This window comes from Spirosoma radiotolerans (genome assembly GCF_000974425.1).
Taxonomy (GTDB): Bacteria; Bacteroidota; Bacteroidia; order Cytophagales; family Spirosomataceae; genus Spirosoma; species Spirosoma radiotolerans.
The window spans coordinates 3,690,335-3,709,399 of the sequence record NZ_CP010429.1; the positions used below are offsets into that span (position 1 = coordinate 3,690,335).

Below are 19,065 nucleotides of genomic sequence, written 5' to 3' on the forward strand. Positions count from 1 at the left end.
AACCCAACCTTACCTCTGAATGCTTAATGGGTTACTACCAATCGACACTGGACCCCACCGGTTTTGTACCGCATGGTTAGCACATACGTACCGGTTGGCACAGAAGCGACCGAAAACGACAAAAACGGGGTTCCTGCGGGCACCTGGTAGTTTCGTTGTAGCGCCGTTTTACCTGCTTCATTGGTTAAAGTGAGCGAAACAGCATCGCCACTCCAGTCTAACGGCAGGCGTACATTCACCTGATCCGTTGCCGGATTTGGATATACTAAGGCACTTGAATTGGCCAATGACCCCGTATAACCCAACTCCAGTTCGGGTCCTACTTTAACATTTAAAACCAGTTGTAACGAAGCCGTTACTGTAGGGGAATAATCCGACTCAGCCCGATTGCCCAGTGCCCGAACCCGATATTTATAAATTTTACCAAGCTTGAGAGAGTCAGGCTGGTTGGACTTCCGCAGGTCCTGATACATAATGGCGGTACCTGGCAGCAGCACAAGCGGCTTGAACAGGTCACCGGTATCGGCCCGTTCGATGGCCCACTGAGCAATACTATCCGACTTCGTTTCCCAGGTGAGTTTGATTGCAGTCGTATCGATCGAAACGGCCCGTAAATCAGCAACCGGTGCCAGGGGTGGAGCGATTGGTACCTGGTAGAATGTCAGGGCCCGCATTCCCCGACTATTACGGATAACCGGTCCGGCATAAAAACCAAGTTCATTGTCTTTGTACGATGAGGGCAAGTACGTCAGGTGCTTGGCCGTAATGGGCTTCGTCAATTTTAACACCAGCCGATTCCCCTGTTCTGTCACGGATTTAATGATCCCACTTTCGCCATTCGGGTAATCTGAATAAATGAAATTGGATAAGCTTTGGGTGTATTTATGGCCATTGCTCCGATTGGTGATGGTTGTGTCGGCGGGCCAGTGTACTTCCTGGTTAGGCTCGAATTCAAGGGTAATTTCGTCCTGTTTGGGTGTACTGTAATACAAGCGTTGCAGGTTGGGCGAATGAATATTATTGGTATCGGCTGATGCATAAAAGTCGCTGGCAACAAGCCGGTATAATTCCAGACCGAATTGACGATACGCTACTTCATCATAATGAAGGCCCTGATAGCCAGGCAGTCCTACCGTAGCAATGGGTTCATTATCCCCAAATAGTGTTTTTGACCGGCGTTGAAAATCTCGTAACGCACCCGCTTTTATCACATCATTTGTAAGTAAATTCAGTTGCGAGTGATACACCTTTTTTATACCCGGATAATCCTTTTTCCAATAGCTGTATAATTGGGGGAAAACGCGGCTGTATACATCGGGATCATTGGCCGCTTCGGCCTCGCCCTGCCGCCAGATCATGGCTTTTACCTGACTAGCAACACCTGCCTTGCTGACTCGATAATATAAGCGCCCGTATAAGTTGTTCATTGAAGCCGGTTGGCTGGCATCCCGAATGGCATGGCTGCTGATATCCGTTGAGCCAACAGCACCATTGATCACAGCCGTTGGAATTCCATTCTGCTCTTTAATGTAACGTTGAAGCTCAACGCCCCATAGGGTATTTGCGCCTTCGGTGGTGTTGGTCAGGCACCAGGCTGTGTCGGCGGGATTGTAGGTTGCGGCTCCGTTATTGACGCCAAACGTCCGGCAAAATTCGCTTTTGTAGGCATTTTCGTTGAACCGGCCAACGGCGTTCGACTGGCCCATAATCAGGAATACATCCCCACACACAATGCTATCCCGAATGGCAACCTGCACGGAATCGCCGGGGGTAGCCCGATGCACAAATACCTGAAAGCTGTATTGACTTAACTCGGCTTTGATAATTGGCTTAAACGAAAAACGCCCGGTACTCGAGTCTGTGACTGTCCGGGCATATTGATACCGAAGCTGATTCCGAAGGACGACAAGTGACACAGCTTTCACGTCGCCAACGGGCGCCCGGCCAGCAATCGCAACCGCACATTGGCTGGTTTGGTCGCGAGGATAAAGCTGTAATCGGGCAGGCCACTGGTCGAAGGCAACAGAAACCTGCGCCGACCCTCGAAAAGGGACGATGACGCTTAAAAGTAAAAAGGTTAATAACAGTTTCACAGAGTTACGGAAGAAATTTTACCAACAATTGTAGTGTGCGGCAAATGTACTTTATTGTAACTAAATGATTGTTAATAAAGAATAAACAAATGATTTCAATTAGACAAATTAACTAGCTAAGGATACAAAAGGTATTTCTTTCTAATAAGTTTGTAGGCATTTATGCCAGGTTCCCAGCTTTTCCGGATCTTGGCAACAGGTACACCCGCCAGTAATTGCAACCGAAGCTGATCCGTCCCCGCCAGTCGGTCAATACCGTTGTTGGCCAGAAAAAACTTACTCTTATCAGTAGCCCGATTGAAAAAATCAAAAAAGTAATCCAGCATCAGGCCCTGTTTCGACACCGCAACGGCGGATAAATCCAGGCCGTAGCAAAGCTGCCCTTCCAGTGGAGGATTGACGGCACCTGGCTTATCGACCGGCGTGAATGTGTAAGGGCCGTATTTAGTGTAAGGGGAGCCAATTACCTGAAACTGCTTGTCGGTGCCACGTCCTACACTGACAACTGTGCCTTCAAAAAAACAAAGCGACGGATACAACAAAATAGCCTGTTGGTTCGGCAGGTTCGGTGATGGTGTCACTGGCAAGGTATAGGGCGTCTGGTGCGTGTAATTTTTGAGTGGAATCACCGTGAGTGGGCATGTTTTTGCCCCCGCCAACCACCCTTGCCCATTAATCATTCGGGCCAACTCCCCCATCGTTAGTCCATACACGACAGGAATCGGGTTCAGCCCGACAAACGACTTAAATTTAGGCTCCAGCACCGGACCATCCACATAATGCCCGTTTGGATTGGGCCGATCCAGCAAAATCATGGGCTTGTTGGCTTCAGCACAGGCTTCCATCACGTAATGCATGGTGCTGGTGTAGGTATAAAACCGGGCACCCACGTCCTGAATATCAAAAACAACCACATCCAGCGAGTCCATCTGCTGAGGAGTTGGTTTGCGATTTTTGCCGTACAGTGAGGTGATCATAATCCCCGTTTTGGGGTCACGCCCGCTACTGATTTCTTCTCCATCGGTAGCCTGCCCCCGAAAACCATGTTCTGGCGCGAAGATGGTTTTAATGGTTACACCCCGGTTAAGCAAGCTGTCGACCAGATGCGATGTACCAACCCTGGACGTATGATTGACCACCAGGCCAACCCGTTTTCCCTGCAGCGCGGGCAGATATAAAGTCATCTGATCGGCTCCGGTTTGAACAGCAGGGGTTGTTTTTGGCTTACTCGTTTGGGCCTGGCAGGCTATGGCGAGCATACTAAAGCCAATAAAAAAGAGTTTTGTCAAGAAAGTCATTGTAGCAAGCGGGAAGTGCGTCATGCAAAACTCTTACTTTTACGCAGCATAACAAAGAAGATACGTTAATCAGGTACCAAGTACGCCTTTACCACTGAATTCACTTTCGACTCATTAACACTTACTCACTTTGAACGTACCTGTTTTTTTGGCCCGAAAGGTTCGTCATGCACCGGAAGGAAGCTTTTCGGCGACCGTTACCCGCGTTGGCGTTGCCAGTATTGCCCTCGGGCTGGCCATCCTGATTGTCGCATTTGCCGTCTTGTTCGGGTATAAACGGACCATCGAACAGAAAATCTTTCTGTTTGGTGCTCACCTGCAGGTGAGCAAGTTCACCAACAACGCGTCTTACGAACAAACGGCCCTTCCACTCAAGACAACGCTCTATCAGGACAGCACCCGAATTCCTGGTGTGCGCCACATTCAGGCCGTTGCCCTGAAAGCGGGCATTCTGAAAACACCCGAAGAACTCACCGGTGTCATTCTGAAAGGGGTAGGCAAAGATTACGACTGGAACCTGTTTCGGGGCTCGCTCATTGCGGGAAAAGTACCTGTCGTTGGGGCCGATACGGGGGCTGGCTCTACCGAACTGTTGCTGAGCCAACTGATGGCCAACCAGTTGAAAGTAACTGTTGGCGATGCCGTTCCGCTGTATTTTCTGGGTAATCCGCCCCGGGCCCGCAAGATGACCGTCGTTGGTATTTATGAAACCGGCCTAGAGGAAGTCGATAAGACCATTGCCCTGGGCGACATCCGGCTTGTTCAACGACTCAATCGCTGGGGACCCGATTCGGTAGGGATCTATGAGATTTATGTGAATAATTTCGATCAGTTAAAAACCGCAGCCGACAATGTTTTTGAGGTCATGACGCCCACTATGCGCCTGACCCGCGTAACGGACCAGTACCGCCCCCTCTTCGACTGGATGCTGCTGCTGGATCGGAACATGATTATACTGTTGAGTCTCATCACGTTTGTCGCATCGTTCAATATGGTGTCGGTACTGCTGGTGCTGATGATGGAGCGGACGCCCATGATCGGACTACTCAAGGCCCTTGGCGGTAACAATTCGCTCATCCGACGCCTGTTTGTCTTTGTCGGGCTCAACATGGTTGGCTGGGGGCTGCTGATTGGGAACGTGGTTGGGTTAGGCGTTTGTTTTCTGCAGGAACGCTTCAAACTGATTCCCCTCGACCCGAAGAATTACTTCATCAGCTACGTTCCCATTGCCTGGGACTGGAAAACAATTCTGGCCCTGAACGCAGCCACTATTCTGATGATCAGCCTGGTGCTTTGGCTATCGACGGTCATTATCAACCGGATTCAGCCCGTGAAGGCGCTGGCGTTTAAGAAGTAGTTCAGCCTACTTCTAATACTTAAACGTCAAGATATACCCCCGTTTGCCATCCCCTTCGCTGGCGATGTATAGATCGCCGTTTGGGGCAAAGCAAATGCCTTCGGGCTGGCGGAATGCCTTCGGATCGAGTGGTTCAGAATAGATGATCTTGGCTTGTCGGTTTGTGATAAGCAGCCGCTTTCCAACGGACGTAATCATATACCACTCGCCCGTTATCGGATGCACCGCAATGCCAGACGGTTTATAAGTCTTGGGGTCGATTCCGGCGGCTTCCAGTTGCTCATCGTTCAGACTCATGTCTTTAAAAACAGCTTTGTTCAACAAATCGAAGGAATAAACGGCTTTATCGCTCGATCCTTTGCCTTCTTTGACGGCAATCAGCAGGCGTTTTGTTTTAGGATCGTACCCTAGTCCCTCCACTTCCGTTTTCTTAGGTAAATCCGTTTTCGTCCGGCCAATACTGGTCGACTCCGGGGTAAAGCGAGATAGCCGTCCGTTGCTTTCCAGCACGTATACCTGGTCGTTTACGTATTCAATGCCTTCAAAATCACCGTAGCCCCCGAAGCCAAAATCCTTGACCACTTTCCCCTTTTTAGTATCAAACACATACACGACGGCCTCTTCATCCTGCACACAGAGCAATTGATCGTCTTTATAATAGGTCAAGCCTGAGATTTCATTCAGCGTGCCGGGCAGGGTATATTTTTCGTCGGGCGCGGTGAGCCGGTAGGGAAGCTTAAAGTCTGAAGCCAGTGTGCCGGTTTCCGGTTTTTCATTCTTTTTCGAAGCAGGGCCACACCCTGCCAGCACCAGTAATATACCAAAGAAAAGACGATTCATACCAAGTGGGGTTTGGGACAAATGTACAGCCTTCTCCCAGAACTTTCGTGCCTGCCAACGCTGCTCATCCAACAGGATTTATCTTTCTGGATGTGGTAGAACCCATTGACTCTGTACAAATAGTCGCCTTCCAGATCAGCTTTCATCGGTTCATAATCGGAATGGCGTCATTCAGATTCCTGAATCTGGCATTCCGCGCGTTTCTTTTTTGCTGTTTACGGGTAATCAGTAGTTTTGTTTAGTAAACCCACCTTATCATGATATCCTATCGGCTAACGACCTCACAAAAATGGCAACTCGCTATCAGCGTGTTCGTTATTTACTGGCCAATCCGATTATATGTCAATGTCTCGTCGTGGAACTGGCTCCTGATGGGCCGTAACATTCCCTTCTGGATTCTCGAAACGATCCTAACCGTTCTGTTCTTTTATGCCTGGCTCACGGTAACGGAATGGCTTCAGCAAGTGCTCTTCAAGCGTTTTGGAGAAGGGTTTCTGATCGAATTCAGAATACCGGCCCAGTTGGCTACGCTGTTCATTGCCAGTGCGCTGGCGCTGGTTTTTAATTTTGCCTTCTTCATGATCTGGCACGGTCTGGATACAGCAATGGAACAGAATTTTGGCATTTATCGCGAACAGGATACCCGCCAGGCACGGCCCGTATTGCCTCCTAACATCCTGGAAGAACGACGTAAACGAAGCGATCAGCGCCGACGGGTGAACAATGGATTAACGGTTATGGCCATGCTATCCGCATTCTATCTGGCGGCTAACCGACGCACTTACCGCGAGCTGGAGGTTGTTCAGGTACGAGCCGAACGGCTGGAAAAAGAAAATGTACAAGCCCAGTTTGCCGCCCTGAAAAGCCAGGTAAACCCGCATTTTCTGTTCAATAGCCTCAGCATTCTGTCCTCACTGGTGCATGCCGATGCGGAACTGTCCGAAAAATTCATCGACCAGCTATCGCGGGCGTATCGGTATATTCTGGAACAGAAAGATAACGAACGCGTATTGCTCAAAACGGAACTGGAGTTTATTCAGGCCTATCGTTTTTTGTTGAATATCCGTTTTGAGAATAAATTCGACGTGGTGATCAATGTACCCGAGGTTGACCAGACTCGTTACAGCATTGCCCCGCTGACCCTTCAGTTACTGGTTGAAAATGCGGTAAAGCATAACCGCATGTCGAGCAAGGAGCCGTTGAAAGTGCATATCCTGCTCGATAGCGACTGCCTGGTTGTCAAAAATAATTTGCAGCCCCGCCCCCAGTCAGAAACCTCAACAGGTATGGGGCTACAAAATATCATTACGCGCTACGCCATGCTTACCGAGCAGCCCGTTTGGGTGGGCGAGAGCGAAGGGAATTTCATTATTAAAGTCCCATTACTGACGTAACGAAAGGTTGCCCGGTTCCTTTTTCAGGAGACAGTCTGATTTATTCGCTTAGCATAAGCGGTCCGATTTCACTTTTTAAGCCTATGAACGTAGTCATTATTGAAGACGAAAACCTGACAGCGAAGCGGCTCGAAAGTTTACTTCATAAATACGATCCAGCCATCACCGTCCTGGCCCGTATACCATCCGTTGCAGAAGCCGTATCCTGGTTTGGCGAATCAGATCGTCCTGTCGATCTGGTCTTTATGGACATTCACCTCGAAGATGATCTTGGGTTCCGCATCTTTGAGCAAACGCAGTTGACCACCCCCGTTATTTTTACGACAGCCTATGATGAATACATGATTCAGGCGTTTAAGGTCAACAGCATCGACTACCTGCTCAAACCCATCAATTATGACGAGTTGATAGCCGCCATTGAAAAATTCAAATCGCTGAAAAAGCAGTTTGGCCAAAACACATCTTCGTCGTACGATATCGAAACGCTGCTTAATCTGATTGGCAAATCGAAACATACCGACTATAAAGAACGGTTTATGATTACGGTAGGCACCAAAATTAGAAGCATTGAAACCAGTGAAGTGGCGTATTTTTATCTCGAAGAAAAGGTAGTTTTTCTGGTCACCAAAGATGGCCTGACACTACCCGTCGATTATAGCCTGGACAAACTTACCCAACTCCTGAACCCACGGTATTTTTTTCGAATCAGCCGCCAGTTCCTGGTCTCATTGCCCGCGATTCAGACAATTCATACGTTTTCGGCCGGTAAGCTCAAGCTGGACCTGACCCCAAAATCACGGCAGGAAGTGTTTGTAAGTGGCGACCGGATGACTGAGTTTAAGGAGTGGCTGGGCAAATAAACACATTCCTTAACCAACCGATAAAAAGTCCCGATTACCAATGGGCAACCGGGACTTTTTATCGTCAGACCACAAGAGGTCAGTTCATTTTATGCATGGCCACCGGTATGCACAAAGCCGCCGGACAATGGCAATCAGCGGGATTGACCAGCACCGTCACGTCGGTGAAACAAGTGCCACTGCTACCATAAAGCCGAATCGTGTAATTCTGGGGATTTGCCGGATTGGGTAGCCCCGTGAAGCTTACGGCTCCCCCACTAACCGTCTGGTTGCTGGCGGCTCCGTAGGCGGGGCCGGTGTAACTACTGCCCAGCGAGATATCCGCCCGTTCGGTATTCAGTAAGGCCACGAAGTCAATTCGGGCTGTGCTGGTCGCCGTAGCACCCAAACAGCTTGCCGGTATACTGCCGGGTATACTCAGATAAGTTGGCGTAGAGGGCTGTGCAATCACCGTCACGGAGCTAGCGGCCGAGGTACATCCACTGCTGTCGCGAACCGTCACTACGTATACTTTAGCCGGGAGACCCGTAAAAACTCCGGTTGTATTGGTGTAGTCTGTTCCATTAATACTGTATCTATAACCCGTCTTTATTGGCGCGCTCACCGTAATGGTTCCTGTGGCCAGCGTGCAACTGGGCTGTGTAGTCACGCTCACCGTAGGGGCCGGCGGGGCGGGTGGCTGGGCCATTACGGTTATGGACGTAGGGGGCGATAAACATCCGCCTTTACTGAGAGCTGTCACCTGGTATGTTCCCGGCATTACTCCATTGAATACGCCTGACGTGTTGTTGTAAGTCGCGCCGTCAATGCTGTAAATCAAATCTAAATCGGTCGATGCACTGACCGTGATGGTCCCTGTAGCCAGCGTGCAACTGGGTTGAGTGGTCACATGCACCGTAGGAGCCAGCGGTTTTATGGGGGGATTGATCACCACCGTTGTTGGGGGAGAGACACACAGTGTACCAATAGTGCAATTACTGACCCATACGGAATAGGTGCCCGGTGCCAGTCCGGCAAAGGTTGTACTCGCCGTATAGTTTATGTTGTCTAAACTATAGGTAAGGTCAGCCCCCAAAGGAGTCGTGATCGTGATGGTGCCTACAGGACTAAGACAAGTAGGTTGGGTCAATACAACCGTGGGCGCTTCGGGCACATTCGTTGGTCCAGTAACGATGACCGGAACCGTAGGCCCATAACACCCTTTTGCCGGATTATAGAACGATGTATAATAGGTTCCTGGCGCATTCACGACAGTACTACTGAGCCGGTTGGCATCCGCAGCCACGGGACCTGTATGCCAGGTTTGGATTGCGCCACTAGGCTGATTGGTGGCCGTTAAACTGCTCAGGTCCGTTGTTGCGGCCGGGCAAGTAAGGGTTACGGATGGCGTACCTGTTAAGGCAGGGGCCACATCGGTGATCGAAATGGCATCCAGAAAATTACCATAGGCGGGGTCGCCACCAGCCGCCGAAACAGATGCAAAGCGAACGGAAAATGCATTATTGGCCACCCCAACTGGCAAAGTGAAGGTTATGGAGTAATATCCCCAGGCTGTATTCCCGTCCGAAAAGTTGCCTAGATTCAGGTAAGTTGTCCCCGATACGGCGGTCCCATTTCCTAGGCTGGCTGGACTCGGCGAACCAATCGTTACGTTCATTACATCAGTTCCTGACCGGCCCCGGTGGGCAAAGTTCAAGGTTAATTGCGCTCCGCCGGGAGCGGTAAAATCTTGATAGGTTACAGCCGCAACGTTCGCATTTAGCTCAATAAATTGATTACCTGAATAAGCCGGAACACCCAGGAACCCGCTACTCCATACCTCCTGAGCACCATCAGCAGCCGTTGTTTTCCAGGGCGCTACAGCCCCGGCACTTTGATTGACTATGCTAAAGCTAGCGGCCGGAATCTGCGTATTCTCGAAATCAGTATTTAAGAGGTACGTGCATTGTGCATATGCATTTTTATTGATTAGCAGGAACAGTAAAATCAGTCCCGAATAAATGACGAAGTTGCTTAAACGAAAATTAGGGCGGTTTACAGTAGTCATAACAATCCTTTCTACACTGCGTAAGTTTCCTGTCGGGCAGTTAATTCTAGCCATTACTAACCAGACAATAAGTAGCTGGAAGAACGGTCAGGACGGTTGTTATCTAATTCAGTGCCAGATTTAAATCGTGCTTATTCACTTCTTTCCTCAGAAATTGACTACATAAAAAATACGCATTGCCATCATAATTGAGAAATTACGAACAAAACCAGCTTCCTATTTGTCACAACGGCACACGATTTGTAACCTACGTCCGATTCGCATTTACACTCTACATGGAAGGCAGAAACATGAATAATTAGTGAGCAACCGCATAAAAAATCCCGGTTACAGGCCTGTAACCGGGATTTTTACGACTATCTGGTTTACGAACTAGCGAGTTTTTCGTATGACGACCGGAACACACTTAGGTGCCGGACATTGGCATTCGGCCGGGCTTAGCACGACCGACACATCTGTAAAACAAGTACCACCGGCGCTGTAAAGTCGAACCGTGTATGCTTGTGGGCTTGCCGGATTGGGTAGCCCCGTGAAGCTTACGGCTCCCCCATTAACCGTCTGGTTGCTGGCGGCTCCGTAGGCGGGGCCGGTGTAGCTACTGCCCAGCGAGATATCCGCTCGATCGGTATTCAGTAAGGTTGTGAAGTCGATTCGGGCGTTGGTATTCGCAGTGGCACCGGTACAGGTAGCGGATACAACCGCAGGCGGCACATCATAGGTGGGAGCCGCGTTGACAACTACTGTTGTCGAAATCACCCCACTACAACCCGTGGGGAAAGTACAGGTTGCAGAATACGTGGTGGTTAACAGCGGTGTAATAACGAGAGACGTCGTATTGTCGCCGGTGGCCCAGGTTAGTACTCCTCCCGTACAACCGCTAACGGATAGCGTCGCGGTAGTACCAGCACATAAGGTTAGTGTGTTGATCGTTAGTTGAGGAGCTGGATTAACCGTTATGGTCGTACTGGCAACGCCACTACAACCCGCCACACTATTAACCGTGACTGAGTAGGGACCACTCGCCGTGACAGAAATTGCTGCCGTCGTTTCACCTGTTGTCCATAGGTAGCTATTCCCTCCACTAGCGGTTAGCGTTGTGCTCTGCCCCTGACAGATCGTTGTGCTGGTAACCGTTATGTTTGCCGTCACCGACGGGTTAACCGTAAGTGTAGCGGTGGCCACGGCCGAACACCCCAACGCCGAAGTCACTATCACCGAGTAAGGAAAAGTTCCGGCCGTCGTGGCGGACACGGACAACTGGCCCGTTGTGTTCGTGGTCCCGCCCGAGAAGGCATACGTGCCCCCAGTGCCCCCGCCCGTGGCGGTCAGTGTGGCGCTGGTGCCGTTACACAAGGTCAGACTTGACAGAGTGGCCGTCACCGACGGGTTGACCGTAAGTGTAGCGGTGGCCACGGCCGAACACCCCAACGCCGAAGTCACGGTCACCGAGTAAGGGAATGTTCCGGCTACTGTAGGCGACACGGGCAATAGGCCGGTTGTGTTGGTAGTGCCATCAGAGAAAGCATACGTACTTCCTCCCGTGGCCACTAATGTGCTGCTGGTGCCGTTACAGATCGTCAGGCTCGACAAGGTGGCGGTCACCGATGGGTTGACTGTCACCGTTGTCGAGGTTACACCAGGACAGGTTCCATAGGCCGTGGGTGTACATGTAACAGAATACACCGTTGTTAAAGTGGGGGTCACCAGAATACTGGCGGTGGTGGCACTAGCAGTGTTCGCACTCCACTGCAAGGTTCCACCTGTGCAACCAGACACGGTCAAGCTTGTGCTTTGCCCCTGACAAATGATGGGATTAGCAGGTGTTATCGCCAGCGTTGGTACAAGTCCGTCTTCTACAATTATGGGGCAACAGCCATTAGCCGGACAACTCGCATTGGCTGTCGTGGTGAACGTATAGCTACCCGACTGAACAATAGTAAAGCTATTTCCAGAACCTACAGCGGTTGTCCCCCCATTCCTGAACCACTGGACATCCGTATATTGCGCGGGTAAACTGGCCACATATTCCTCACCCGAGCACAGCTTGATAGGCACTGTTACGCACGATCGCCCGACATTATTGGCCACACTATTTTCGGTATCCGTGGTTGTCGCATAAGCCGTATTATAGAGCACCCCTTCCGCTCGGGTAGTCGTTGTTACCGTTAGGCTTGCCGAAGCCCCTGCCGTTAATGTGCCTACACTCCAGGACAGAATCCGGGTAGCTCCGTAGGCCGTGGTGGTGGCGGCTGGCGATGAAGACACATACGCCAGACCCACATCCAGCGTGTCCCGTACCTGAACGTTTGTGGCGGCACCGCTGCCCGTATTGGCTACCTGAATGGTAAAAGTTGCATTACTTCCCAACGTAGTTTGAGAAACATCCGTCGACTTTGTTACCAGCAAATCGGGATTGCCAGCCACAAAACCAATATCGTAGGAATTATCGTCCGTGTTTGTACTCGTTGTGGTGAATGAAACGACGGCAAACCCACCAATCAACTGGGCATCACTATCGAGTTCCCGATCACTCCCTTTCTGATAACCGGTTAATTTCAATCCTGTCGGAAAATCAGCGGGAATAATCCTGACTTCATAGGCAGTATTGGGCAGCAATCCGGTGGCGAATGTGTATTGACCATTGCCATCTGTTAGTGTCTGTCCCCGTTCAATACCACTTTGGTACAACCGGAGACGTACATTGGCAATACCCGGCTCACCTGCGTCCTGAATACCATTCCGGTTATAGTCGAGGAAAACAAGGTTACCAATGCCCAGAACGTTCGGAGCAGAATCGTTCCCAGGCTTATAAGCGTGTGTCGTCTGGCTAATCAGCCCCAGGCCAATTACCCAAAAGTACAGTAGCCACCGCAATGACGACTGCAGGCGTCTAAGTAAACTAGGTTTCATAAGTCAATAAGTAAAATTATGGCTAATTGAGTACGTATACGGATAAAAGAATTCCCCACTAAAATCTATGATAATCAGCGCTTTATACTAACTTTAACACACGATGACGCCGGGCATTGACAAGTCGTCGGATCGAGGACAATCCCCACATCCACGTAGCAGGTTCCTGATGCACTAAATAGCCGAACGGTATAGGGCTGACGGGTTGACGGATTGGGCAGACTAATTAAACTAACCGCGCCCCCACTGACGATCCGGTTACTGATAGCCCCGTAGGCAGGGCCAGCGTAACTTGTCCCAATCGAAATATCGGCTCGTTCGGTGTTCTGAAGCGTGGTAAAGTCAATATGGGCAGTATTCGTTGCCAGAGTACCCACGCAGTTGGCGGGCGTACTGGTGGGAATGCCTGTGTAGGTGGGCGTGGGCCGTATAGTTACTGTAGCGGATGCCGTAGCAGAACAGCCGAAGGCATTGGTACAAGTGGCGGAATAAGTCGTTGTGACAACCGGAATAACCACAATTGACGCGGTGTTATCGCCTGTCGACCAGCGCAGTGTTCCTCCCGTACAGCCCCCTACGCTTAATGTCGTTGATGCCCCGCTACAAACTGACACCGAGTTCAAGGTTAACACAGGTGTGGGCGGTTGGGCCGTTACCGTCACGGAGGTGATCGGTGAGGTACATCCGCTATTGGTGTTACGCACCGTAACGGAATAACTGCCTGGGGCCACACCGGCAAATACACCCGTCGTATTGGCGTACGTAGACCCATTTATGCTATACACCAGGCTCGCACCTGTTGGAGCCGTGATGGTAATCGTTCCGGTAGCCAGGGTACAACTAGGCTGTACGAGACTAACCGTGGGCGCTGCGGGCGCAACTGTATTACTCGAGACGGTGGTCGTAGCGATAGCCGTGCAACCGCTTGCCGTCGTGGCCACCACGCTATAAGTACCTGCCCCCGTAACCACCGCCGTATTAGCCGCACTACTTTGGCTGAACGCCGGCCCACTGAATGAATACGAAATAGCAGATGCACTGCTACTGGCCGTTAAGGTAACACTGGTGTTGGTGCAGGTCAGGGTACCTGAATTGGTCAGCGTAACGGTTGGTAGCGCATCAACCGTTACAGATGTAACCGCCGTACTGGTGCAGGCAGAATTCGAATTGACCGAGTTTGTGGTCGTAACACTAAAACTATATACGCCTGCGGCCAGCCCGTTAACCGAAGCGGTATTGGTGGTACTGGTTGACCCGATAACTCCCCCCGGTCCTCTGAAGGTATAATTTGTCACACCAGACGCACTTGTTCCGGCTGTGGCCGTTAAATTCACCGTATTACCAGCACAAACCACCGGGCCATTGGCCGATAACATAGGCTGTATTACCCGAAACGTAACTGACGTTATCGTCTGATTTCCAATATTATCCTGTGCAATGAACGAGGTAACGGATGTCCCCTCTGTGGTTGGGGTGAAGCTAAAGGGCGACGCCACCGTATTGGAGGCCGTAACCGGCGAAAACGTCGCCCCGGGCGGAACGCCTACCGCCTGCAACGTAATCGTATTGCTGGTCGGGTCAGTATCGGTTGCCCGGACCGTAAAACTTACCGGACAGCCTACGTAGGTCTGAATGGTGGAGTTGTTGGCGGGCGTAACACCTCCGTAAACAAAAACAGGAGGATCGCTTGCGGCAACGATTCGTATGAGAAAGTCGACGACAACAAATGACTGTCCGTCTGATATTTTTACGACTGCGTTATACAATTGCCCTACGGCTTTTGGCGACCGGGTATCAAATGTGGCAACACCCCCCGATGTAATGGACAACCCTGTTGGCTGGGTGAAGGCATATGTGGCTCCCAGGTCTGCTGCGGTCGCCAGACTAAACGTAAGCGCATTGCCATTTGGATCACTGGCGGGCACCGTAAACGAAGCCGCTGCCTGATTAAAGGGTAAATTAATAATGGGCGGTAATGTGGAGGCAGGAGGCAGATTGGTTGTGCCTACATTGACGGTTGAGTTGATCCGGTAGCGCCCATCGGCGTTGTTTTGCAATGTACTAAGCCGGGCGCTGGCTTCGATGAAGGCGGTAACTGTTGCGGCTGTGGCGTAGGTATGGGTCAGGGTAGCCTCACCATATACATAGTCATCGGCTGTACTAACGGTGGTAACCAAAAAATTAAACGACGTTATGGAGGTGCCATCACCATAATTGAACGCTGCGGATGAGTTTGCCGTCGCGTTGCTAAACGTTCCCCCTACAACTGGCGTTGGGCTGAAAAAACCCAGCCGAAACCCCATGGTTAACTTAAATTCAATGGTACGTCCTGACACGTCAGAGGGTAATTGCCTCCAGGTAAGGTTCCCGTACCGGAAGTGAGTCGCGTGTGCTGTTTGAACACCCAGGCTATGAACGAACAGAAAGAGCAGTATGAGCGCCCACCATCGCCTTCCTAACCACCCTGAATACGTCATCACCTGATACAGATTTGCCATTGAGTACGGTTTACCTCCAACTCCTTTTGTGCTAAATGGCCTATTTTAAATAACCGTTCTTTAAATTCTGGCTATTACACGTTTACAAAAAGGGCCTCCAATGCCCTTTGTACCAATTTCATGCCAAACCCATCCACTCATAGGTTTATTTAAGCCCACCTGAAAAATTTTGATATAACTGACTCAGTATCACAAAAGACAAACGCCCATGTTGAAAAGCGGATCGACTAGCGCATAGCATTCGATCCGCTTTTCAACATGGGCCTACGCAATCGTCTATAAAATTTGTGGCCTGTAGCCAAGGCATAGCTGGTCGGCTTACATTACCAGATTGAATCGATAAGAAACCAGAGCAGACAGGTAAGATCGAAAATGAAGATGTACCTTTGCCAGATGGAGAACCCAAACCAGCCCCGTCGGCAGCGCGGCCAGCGAACCGACGTCATACTGCCCGTTTCGGAACCCGCCGAATTAATGGCCTTTCTGATTGCCCAATTGCCGCATAAAAACCGGAACAACATCAAGTCGTTGCTGAGTAATAAGCAAATTCTGGTCGATGGAAAAGTGTTTACACAGTTTAATCACCCGCTAAAGCCGGGCCAGGTTGTTACGGTTGCCGCAAACCGTGCCCCCCAAACATCGCAATACCGGGGCCTGACGATCTTGTTTGAAGATCAAAGCCTGATTGTTATCAACAAACAGGCTGGGTTGCTTTCTATGGCAACCAATAAGGAGCGGGATCGCACCGCTTACGGTATTCTGAGCGATTACGTCAAAAAGGAAAACCCGAAAAACAAGATCTTTATCATTCACCGGCTCGACCGCGAGACATCGGGCGTCATGATGTTCGCCCGAAGCGAAAAGGTGCAGAAGTTGATGCAGGAATCCTGGAACGCCACCACCAAAGAGCGCACCTATGTGGCGTTGGTTGAGGGGATCCCAAACCCGGAACAAGGCCGGATCACCTCCTATCTTCGGGAAAGTAAAGCCCTGATCGTGTATTCGAGCCAGAACCCCGAAAATGGGCAATTATCTATTACCAATTACAAAGTCCTGAAAGCCAATAATGGCTATGCATTGCTGGAACTGGAACTGGAAACCGGCCGTAAAAACCAGATTCGGGTACACATGCAGGACATTGGCCACCCCGTAGTAGGTGACGCTAAATATGGTGCCGCCACGGACCCCATCGGTCGGCTGGGGCTGCATGCCGAGGTGCTGGCATTCAAGCACCCCATTACAGACCAGGCCATGCACTTCAATGCCCCCGTGCCCAAACTATTCCTGAGTATGGTGAAAGAGCGGGTAGACTAAACACCGCCCTTACTTCATAACCCTGTATTTAAGCAATACCCAGATTGCTTCGATGCCATCCAGCCAGGATATTTTTTTGCCTTCTGCAATGGAACGGGGATAATAGCTAATGGGTAACTCTTTGATACGAATCCCCCGTTTGGCTACTTTGGCCGTTACCTCAGGGCAAAATTCGAAGCGCGTGCATTCGAGCGGAATAGACCGCAGAAAATCAGCATCGAATACTTTATAACAGGTTGGCTCATCAGTCAGGCGCTGGTTAAATAGCGCATTTGTCAGCAACGTAACCACCTGGCCGCCAATATAAAAGCTATAATACGAGTGTCGGTTCTCGGGGTTCAAAAACCGGGAACCGTAAACTACTTTCTCCTTACCATCGGCAATGGGCTTCACCAGGGCCATGTAATCCTGTGGTTCATATTCAAGGTCGGCGTCCTGGACAATGGCAATGTCGCCCGTCATATGCTGAATGGCCGTGCGAATGGCCGCCCCTTTTCCCTGATTATGGTCGTGAAAGATAACCCGAATGTTAGGCACGGCGTCAAATGTCTTCAGCCGTTCGCGGGTGCCATCCGTTGAGCCGTCATCAACAATAATTATTTCTTTATTTATGGGAACAGCCTGAATTTTTTCAAGTAATGTATCAATAGAGTTAATCTCGTTGTAAGCAGGGATAAGAACAGATAGCAGCATAAAACAAATTTAAACGATAACGGGTAAACAAGTTCCGTGTTATTTGCGTACCCAGTATATCAACGGAAAGTGTGGATTTTTAATTTGTACAAAATTCTTTTGTAAACCATCCCGCAGTTGCTGAATCGCATAGGCATTAGCCGGTTTATTAAGGGCCGTGCTGTCATCAATAACACTCGACCGATTGCCAAACACAACCAGCTTCAGGCTGGTGTCGGCCAGCGCGCGTCCGTAGGTATCGGGGTGTGATTCAATGTAATGCGATGTCTGCATCTCGGTGAAGATAAAAGGTACGTTGGGTTCCCGGTCCGACAGGTAGTATAAACTCAGCGCATTGTCGAACAGCAACACTTTTCCGGTAGGACCCGCCTGCTCCCGGATAAACGCGCCAGCCTGCTCCTCACTTGAATAATCGGCAATGGACACCAATCGCTTGATGGTAGCGGGCCGGTACAGTAACCCACTCATCAGCAATAACACCACCACCAGGCCACTTCCCAGAAACACCATTTTGTGCGACACCGCCTTATGACGGGCTTCGTAGTGGTTTAGCCACAAATCAGCCAAAAAGCCGAGGTGGAGGGCGAAGAAAACGGCCGCCGGAAAAAAGTAATGGCTGGCCTGTGTTTTAATCATGGATACGCAGGCAAAGGCCGCCAGCAGTAAAGCCAGCCAAACAGCAGGGGTCTGCTGGTATTGTTTTCGGTAAGGTTGCCGCCAGACCAGCACAAACGAAATTGCCAGCAGAAGTAAAAGCCAGCTTAGCTTGAGGAGAAATTTCGTCAGGAACATGGTATGAGCCGGATACCCCCCGAACGGATAAATGTAGGTCCACTCCAGATGAGCCTCCAGCCGGTTTGTCAAATAAAAATAAAGGGCCGACAAGACCAGTGGCAGAATAAACCCCAGTAAAACCAGCAGGCCCCGTCCAACCATCGGCCAGAATTTAAGGTGGCCGGTTAGAAACAAAACGAAAATGAACGCACCAAAACCGACCACATAAAAGGCGGCAACACTCTTGAAACACATCGCAATTCCCAGCAGAACGCCAGCGCCCAGCCAACGCCAGTCTGAGCGTCCTTTTCCACGCACAGCCAGCGAAAACGCATTGAGACCAAAGATAGACACCCAGCTTTCCGGTTCCAGAAAATTCATCTCCATAAAGCAACAACTGGCGGCCGTTAGCCCAACCGCAATGAACGCGGTTCGCTCACTGAATACACGGGCGGCCCGCCAGGCAGACAGCACAGCCCCAGTAGCCAGCAAGGTAATGAGTCCAGAAACGCTGACATGGTTGTAACCGCCCAGCAAATTCAGTAAAACATTGGTGGACGAATACAGCAAATAGGATTTGGATGGGATAAAGTCGTAGAGCCCATAGCCCTCGTTGAGGCTACGGGCAATAATCAAATATTCGTAAGCATCGTACCCGTAGCCAGAATTATAAGTAAACAGAAAAAAGAAAGGACAGAAAAGTCCCAGAAACCAAAAAAGACGCGTCATAAAACCCAGATACTGCAATTGGCGAATCGGCAAATGTACTGGTTTACACACAAGACACCAGCCCAGCCAAAACCTTTTTATTAACCGTTCCGCTATTATTCAGGTTAACAAACCAGTCGATTTGAGTCCAAAAGTTCTAGCAGCCAGTTTGTTCTTCGTGCAGTTATTTTTTGCTTTCGGCGTAAAAAAAACGGCATTCAGCCAGATTGTTTTTTGCTTACAAATGGGTAGGATCAACTTTGACCCATTAATTCTAAT

12 protein-coding genes are annotated in these 19,065 nt (G+C 50.2%); 4 read left to right on the forward strand and 8 right to left on the reverse strand.

From position 1 onward, the window contains the following. Positions 1 to 23: 23 nt before the first annotated feature. Complete coding sequence (locus SD10_RS15060; protein WP_227698983.1) at positions 24 to 2,093, reverse strand: sialate O-acetylesterase; 2,070 nt, start codon at positions 2,091 to 2,093, stop codon at positions 24 to 26. Between the two features lie 116 nt (positions 2,094 to 2,209). Beyond that, positions 2,210 to 3,391 (reverse strand): exo-beta-N-acetylmuramidase NamZ family protein, encoded by a 1,182-nt coding sequence (locus SD10_RS15065; protein ID WP_046579582.1) that lies wholly within the window; start codon positions 3,389 to 3,391, stop codon positions 2,210 to 2,212. A gap of 130 nt (positions 3,392 to 3,521) precedes the next feature. On the opposite strand from SD10_RS15065, the gene SD10_RS15070 reads away from it, so the two are divergent. After that, positions 3,522 to 4,748, forward strand: a complete 1,227-nt coding sequence (locus SD10_RS15070; protein WP_046574752.1) for an ABC transporter permease — start codon at positions 3,522 to 3,524, stop codon at positions 4,746 to 4,748. Positions 4,749 to 4,760: 12 nt separating this feature from the next. Here the strand turns inward: SD10_RS15070 and SD10_RS15075 are convergent, their stop codons facing one another. After that, complete coding sequence (locus tag SD10_RS15075) at positions 4,761 to 5,588, reverse strand: SdiA-regulated domain-containing protein (protein ID WP_046574754.1); 828 nt, start codon at positions 5,586 to 5,588, stop codon at positions 4,761 to 4,763. A gap of 260 nt (positions 5,589 to 5,848) precedes the next feature. Here SD10_RS15075 and SD10_RS15080 point away from each other — a divergent pair, with 260 nt between their 5' ends. Beyond that, positions 5,849 to 6,982, forward strand: coding sequence for a sensor histidine kinase (locus SD10_RS15080; protein ID WP_052731344.1), 1,134 nt, complete (start codon positions 5,849 to 5,851; stop codon positions 6,980 to 6,982). Positions 6,983 to 7,065: 83 nt separating this feature from the next. Next, the gene (locus tag SD10_RS15085) at positions 7,066 to 7,842 is read left to right on the forward strand and encodes a LytR/AlgR family response regulator transcription factor (protein ID WP_046574757.1); all 777 of its coding nucleotides are present in this window, start codon (positions 7,066 to 7,068) and stop codon (positions 7,840 to 7,842) included. Positions 7,843 to 7,921: 79 nt separating this feature from the next. Here the strand turns inward: SD10_RS15085 and SD10_RS28785 are convergent, their stop codons facing one another. The 3 genes from SD10_RS28785 to SD10_RS15100 form a co-directional block, all read right to left on the reverse strand. Continuing rightward, positions 7,922 to 9,889 carry a hypothetical protein gene (locus tag SD10_RS28785; RefSeq protein WP_052731193.1) on the reverse strand — a complete coding sequence of 656 codons (1,968 nt, stop codon included), beginning with the start codon at positions 9,887 to 9,889 and terminating at the stop codon, positions 7,922 to 7,924. A gap of 372 nt (positions 9,890 to 10,261) precedes the next feature. Beyond that, positions 10,262 to 12,799: an SdrD B-like domain-containing protein gene (locus SD10_RS15095; RefSeq protein WP_046574759.1), complete on the reverse strand. Its 2,538-nt coding sequence runs from the start codon at positions 12,797 to 12,799 to the stop codon at positions 10,262 to 10,264. 74 nt (positions 12,800 to 12,873) lie between these two features. Next, complete coding sequence (locus tag SD10_RS15100) at positions 12,874 to 15,297, reverse strand: hypothetical protein (protein WP_148562450.1); 2,424 nt, start codon at positions 15,295 to 15,297, stop codon at positions 12,874 to 12,876. A gap of 393 nt (positions 15,298 to 15,690) precedes the next feature. On the opposite strand from SD10_RS15100, the gene SD10_RS15105 reads away from it, so the two are divergent. Further along, positions 15,691 to 16,611: an RluA family pseudouridine synthase gene (locus SD10_RS15105; RefSeq protein ID WP_046579586.1), complete on the forward strand. Its 921-nt coding sequence runs from the start codon at positions 15,691 to 15,693 to the stop codon at positions 16,609 to 16,611. 9 nt (positions 16,612 to 16,620) lie between these two features. On the opposite strand, the gene SD10_RS15110 is transcribed toward SD10_RS15105, so the two are convergent. Together SD10_RS15110 and SD10_RS15115 are read right to left on the reverse strand one after the other, a co-directional pair. After that, positions 16,621 to 17,304 carry a glycosyltransferase family 2 protein gene (locus tag SD10_RS15110; RefSeq protein WP_046574762.1) on the reverse strand — a complete coding sequence of 228 codons (684 nt, stop codon included), beginning with the start codon at positions 17,302 to 17,304 and terminating at the stop codon, positions 16,621 to 16,623. 39 nt (positions 17,305 to 17,343) lie between these two features. Next, positions 17,344 to 18,807, reverse strand: a complete 1,464-nt coding sequence (locus SD10_RS15115) for a glycosyltransferase family 39 protein (RefSeq protein ID WP_046579588.1) — start codon at positions 18,805 to 18,807, stop codon at positions 17,344 to 17,346. Positions 18,808 to 19,065 lie beyond the last annotated feature (258 nt).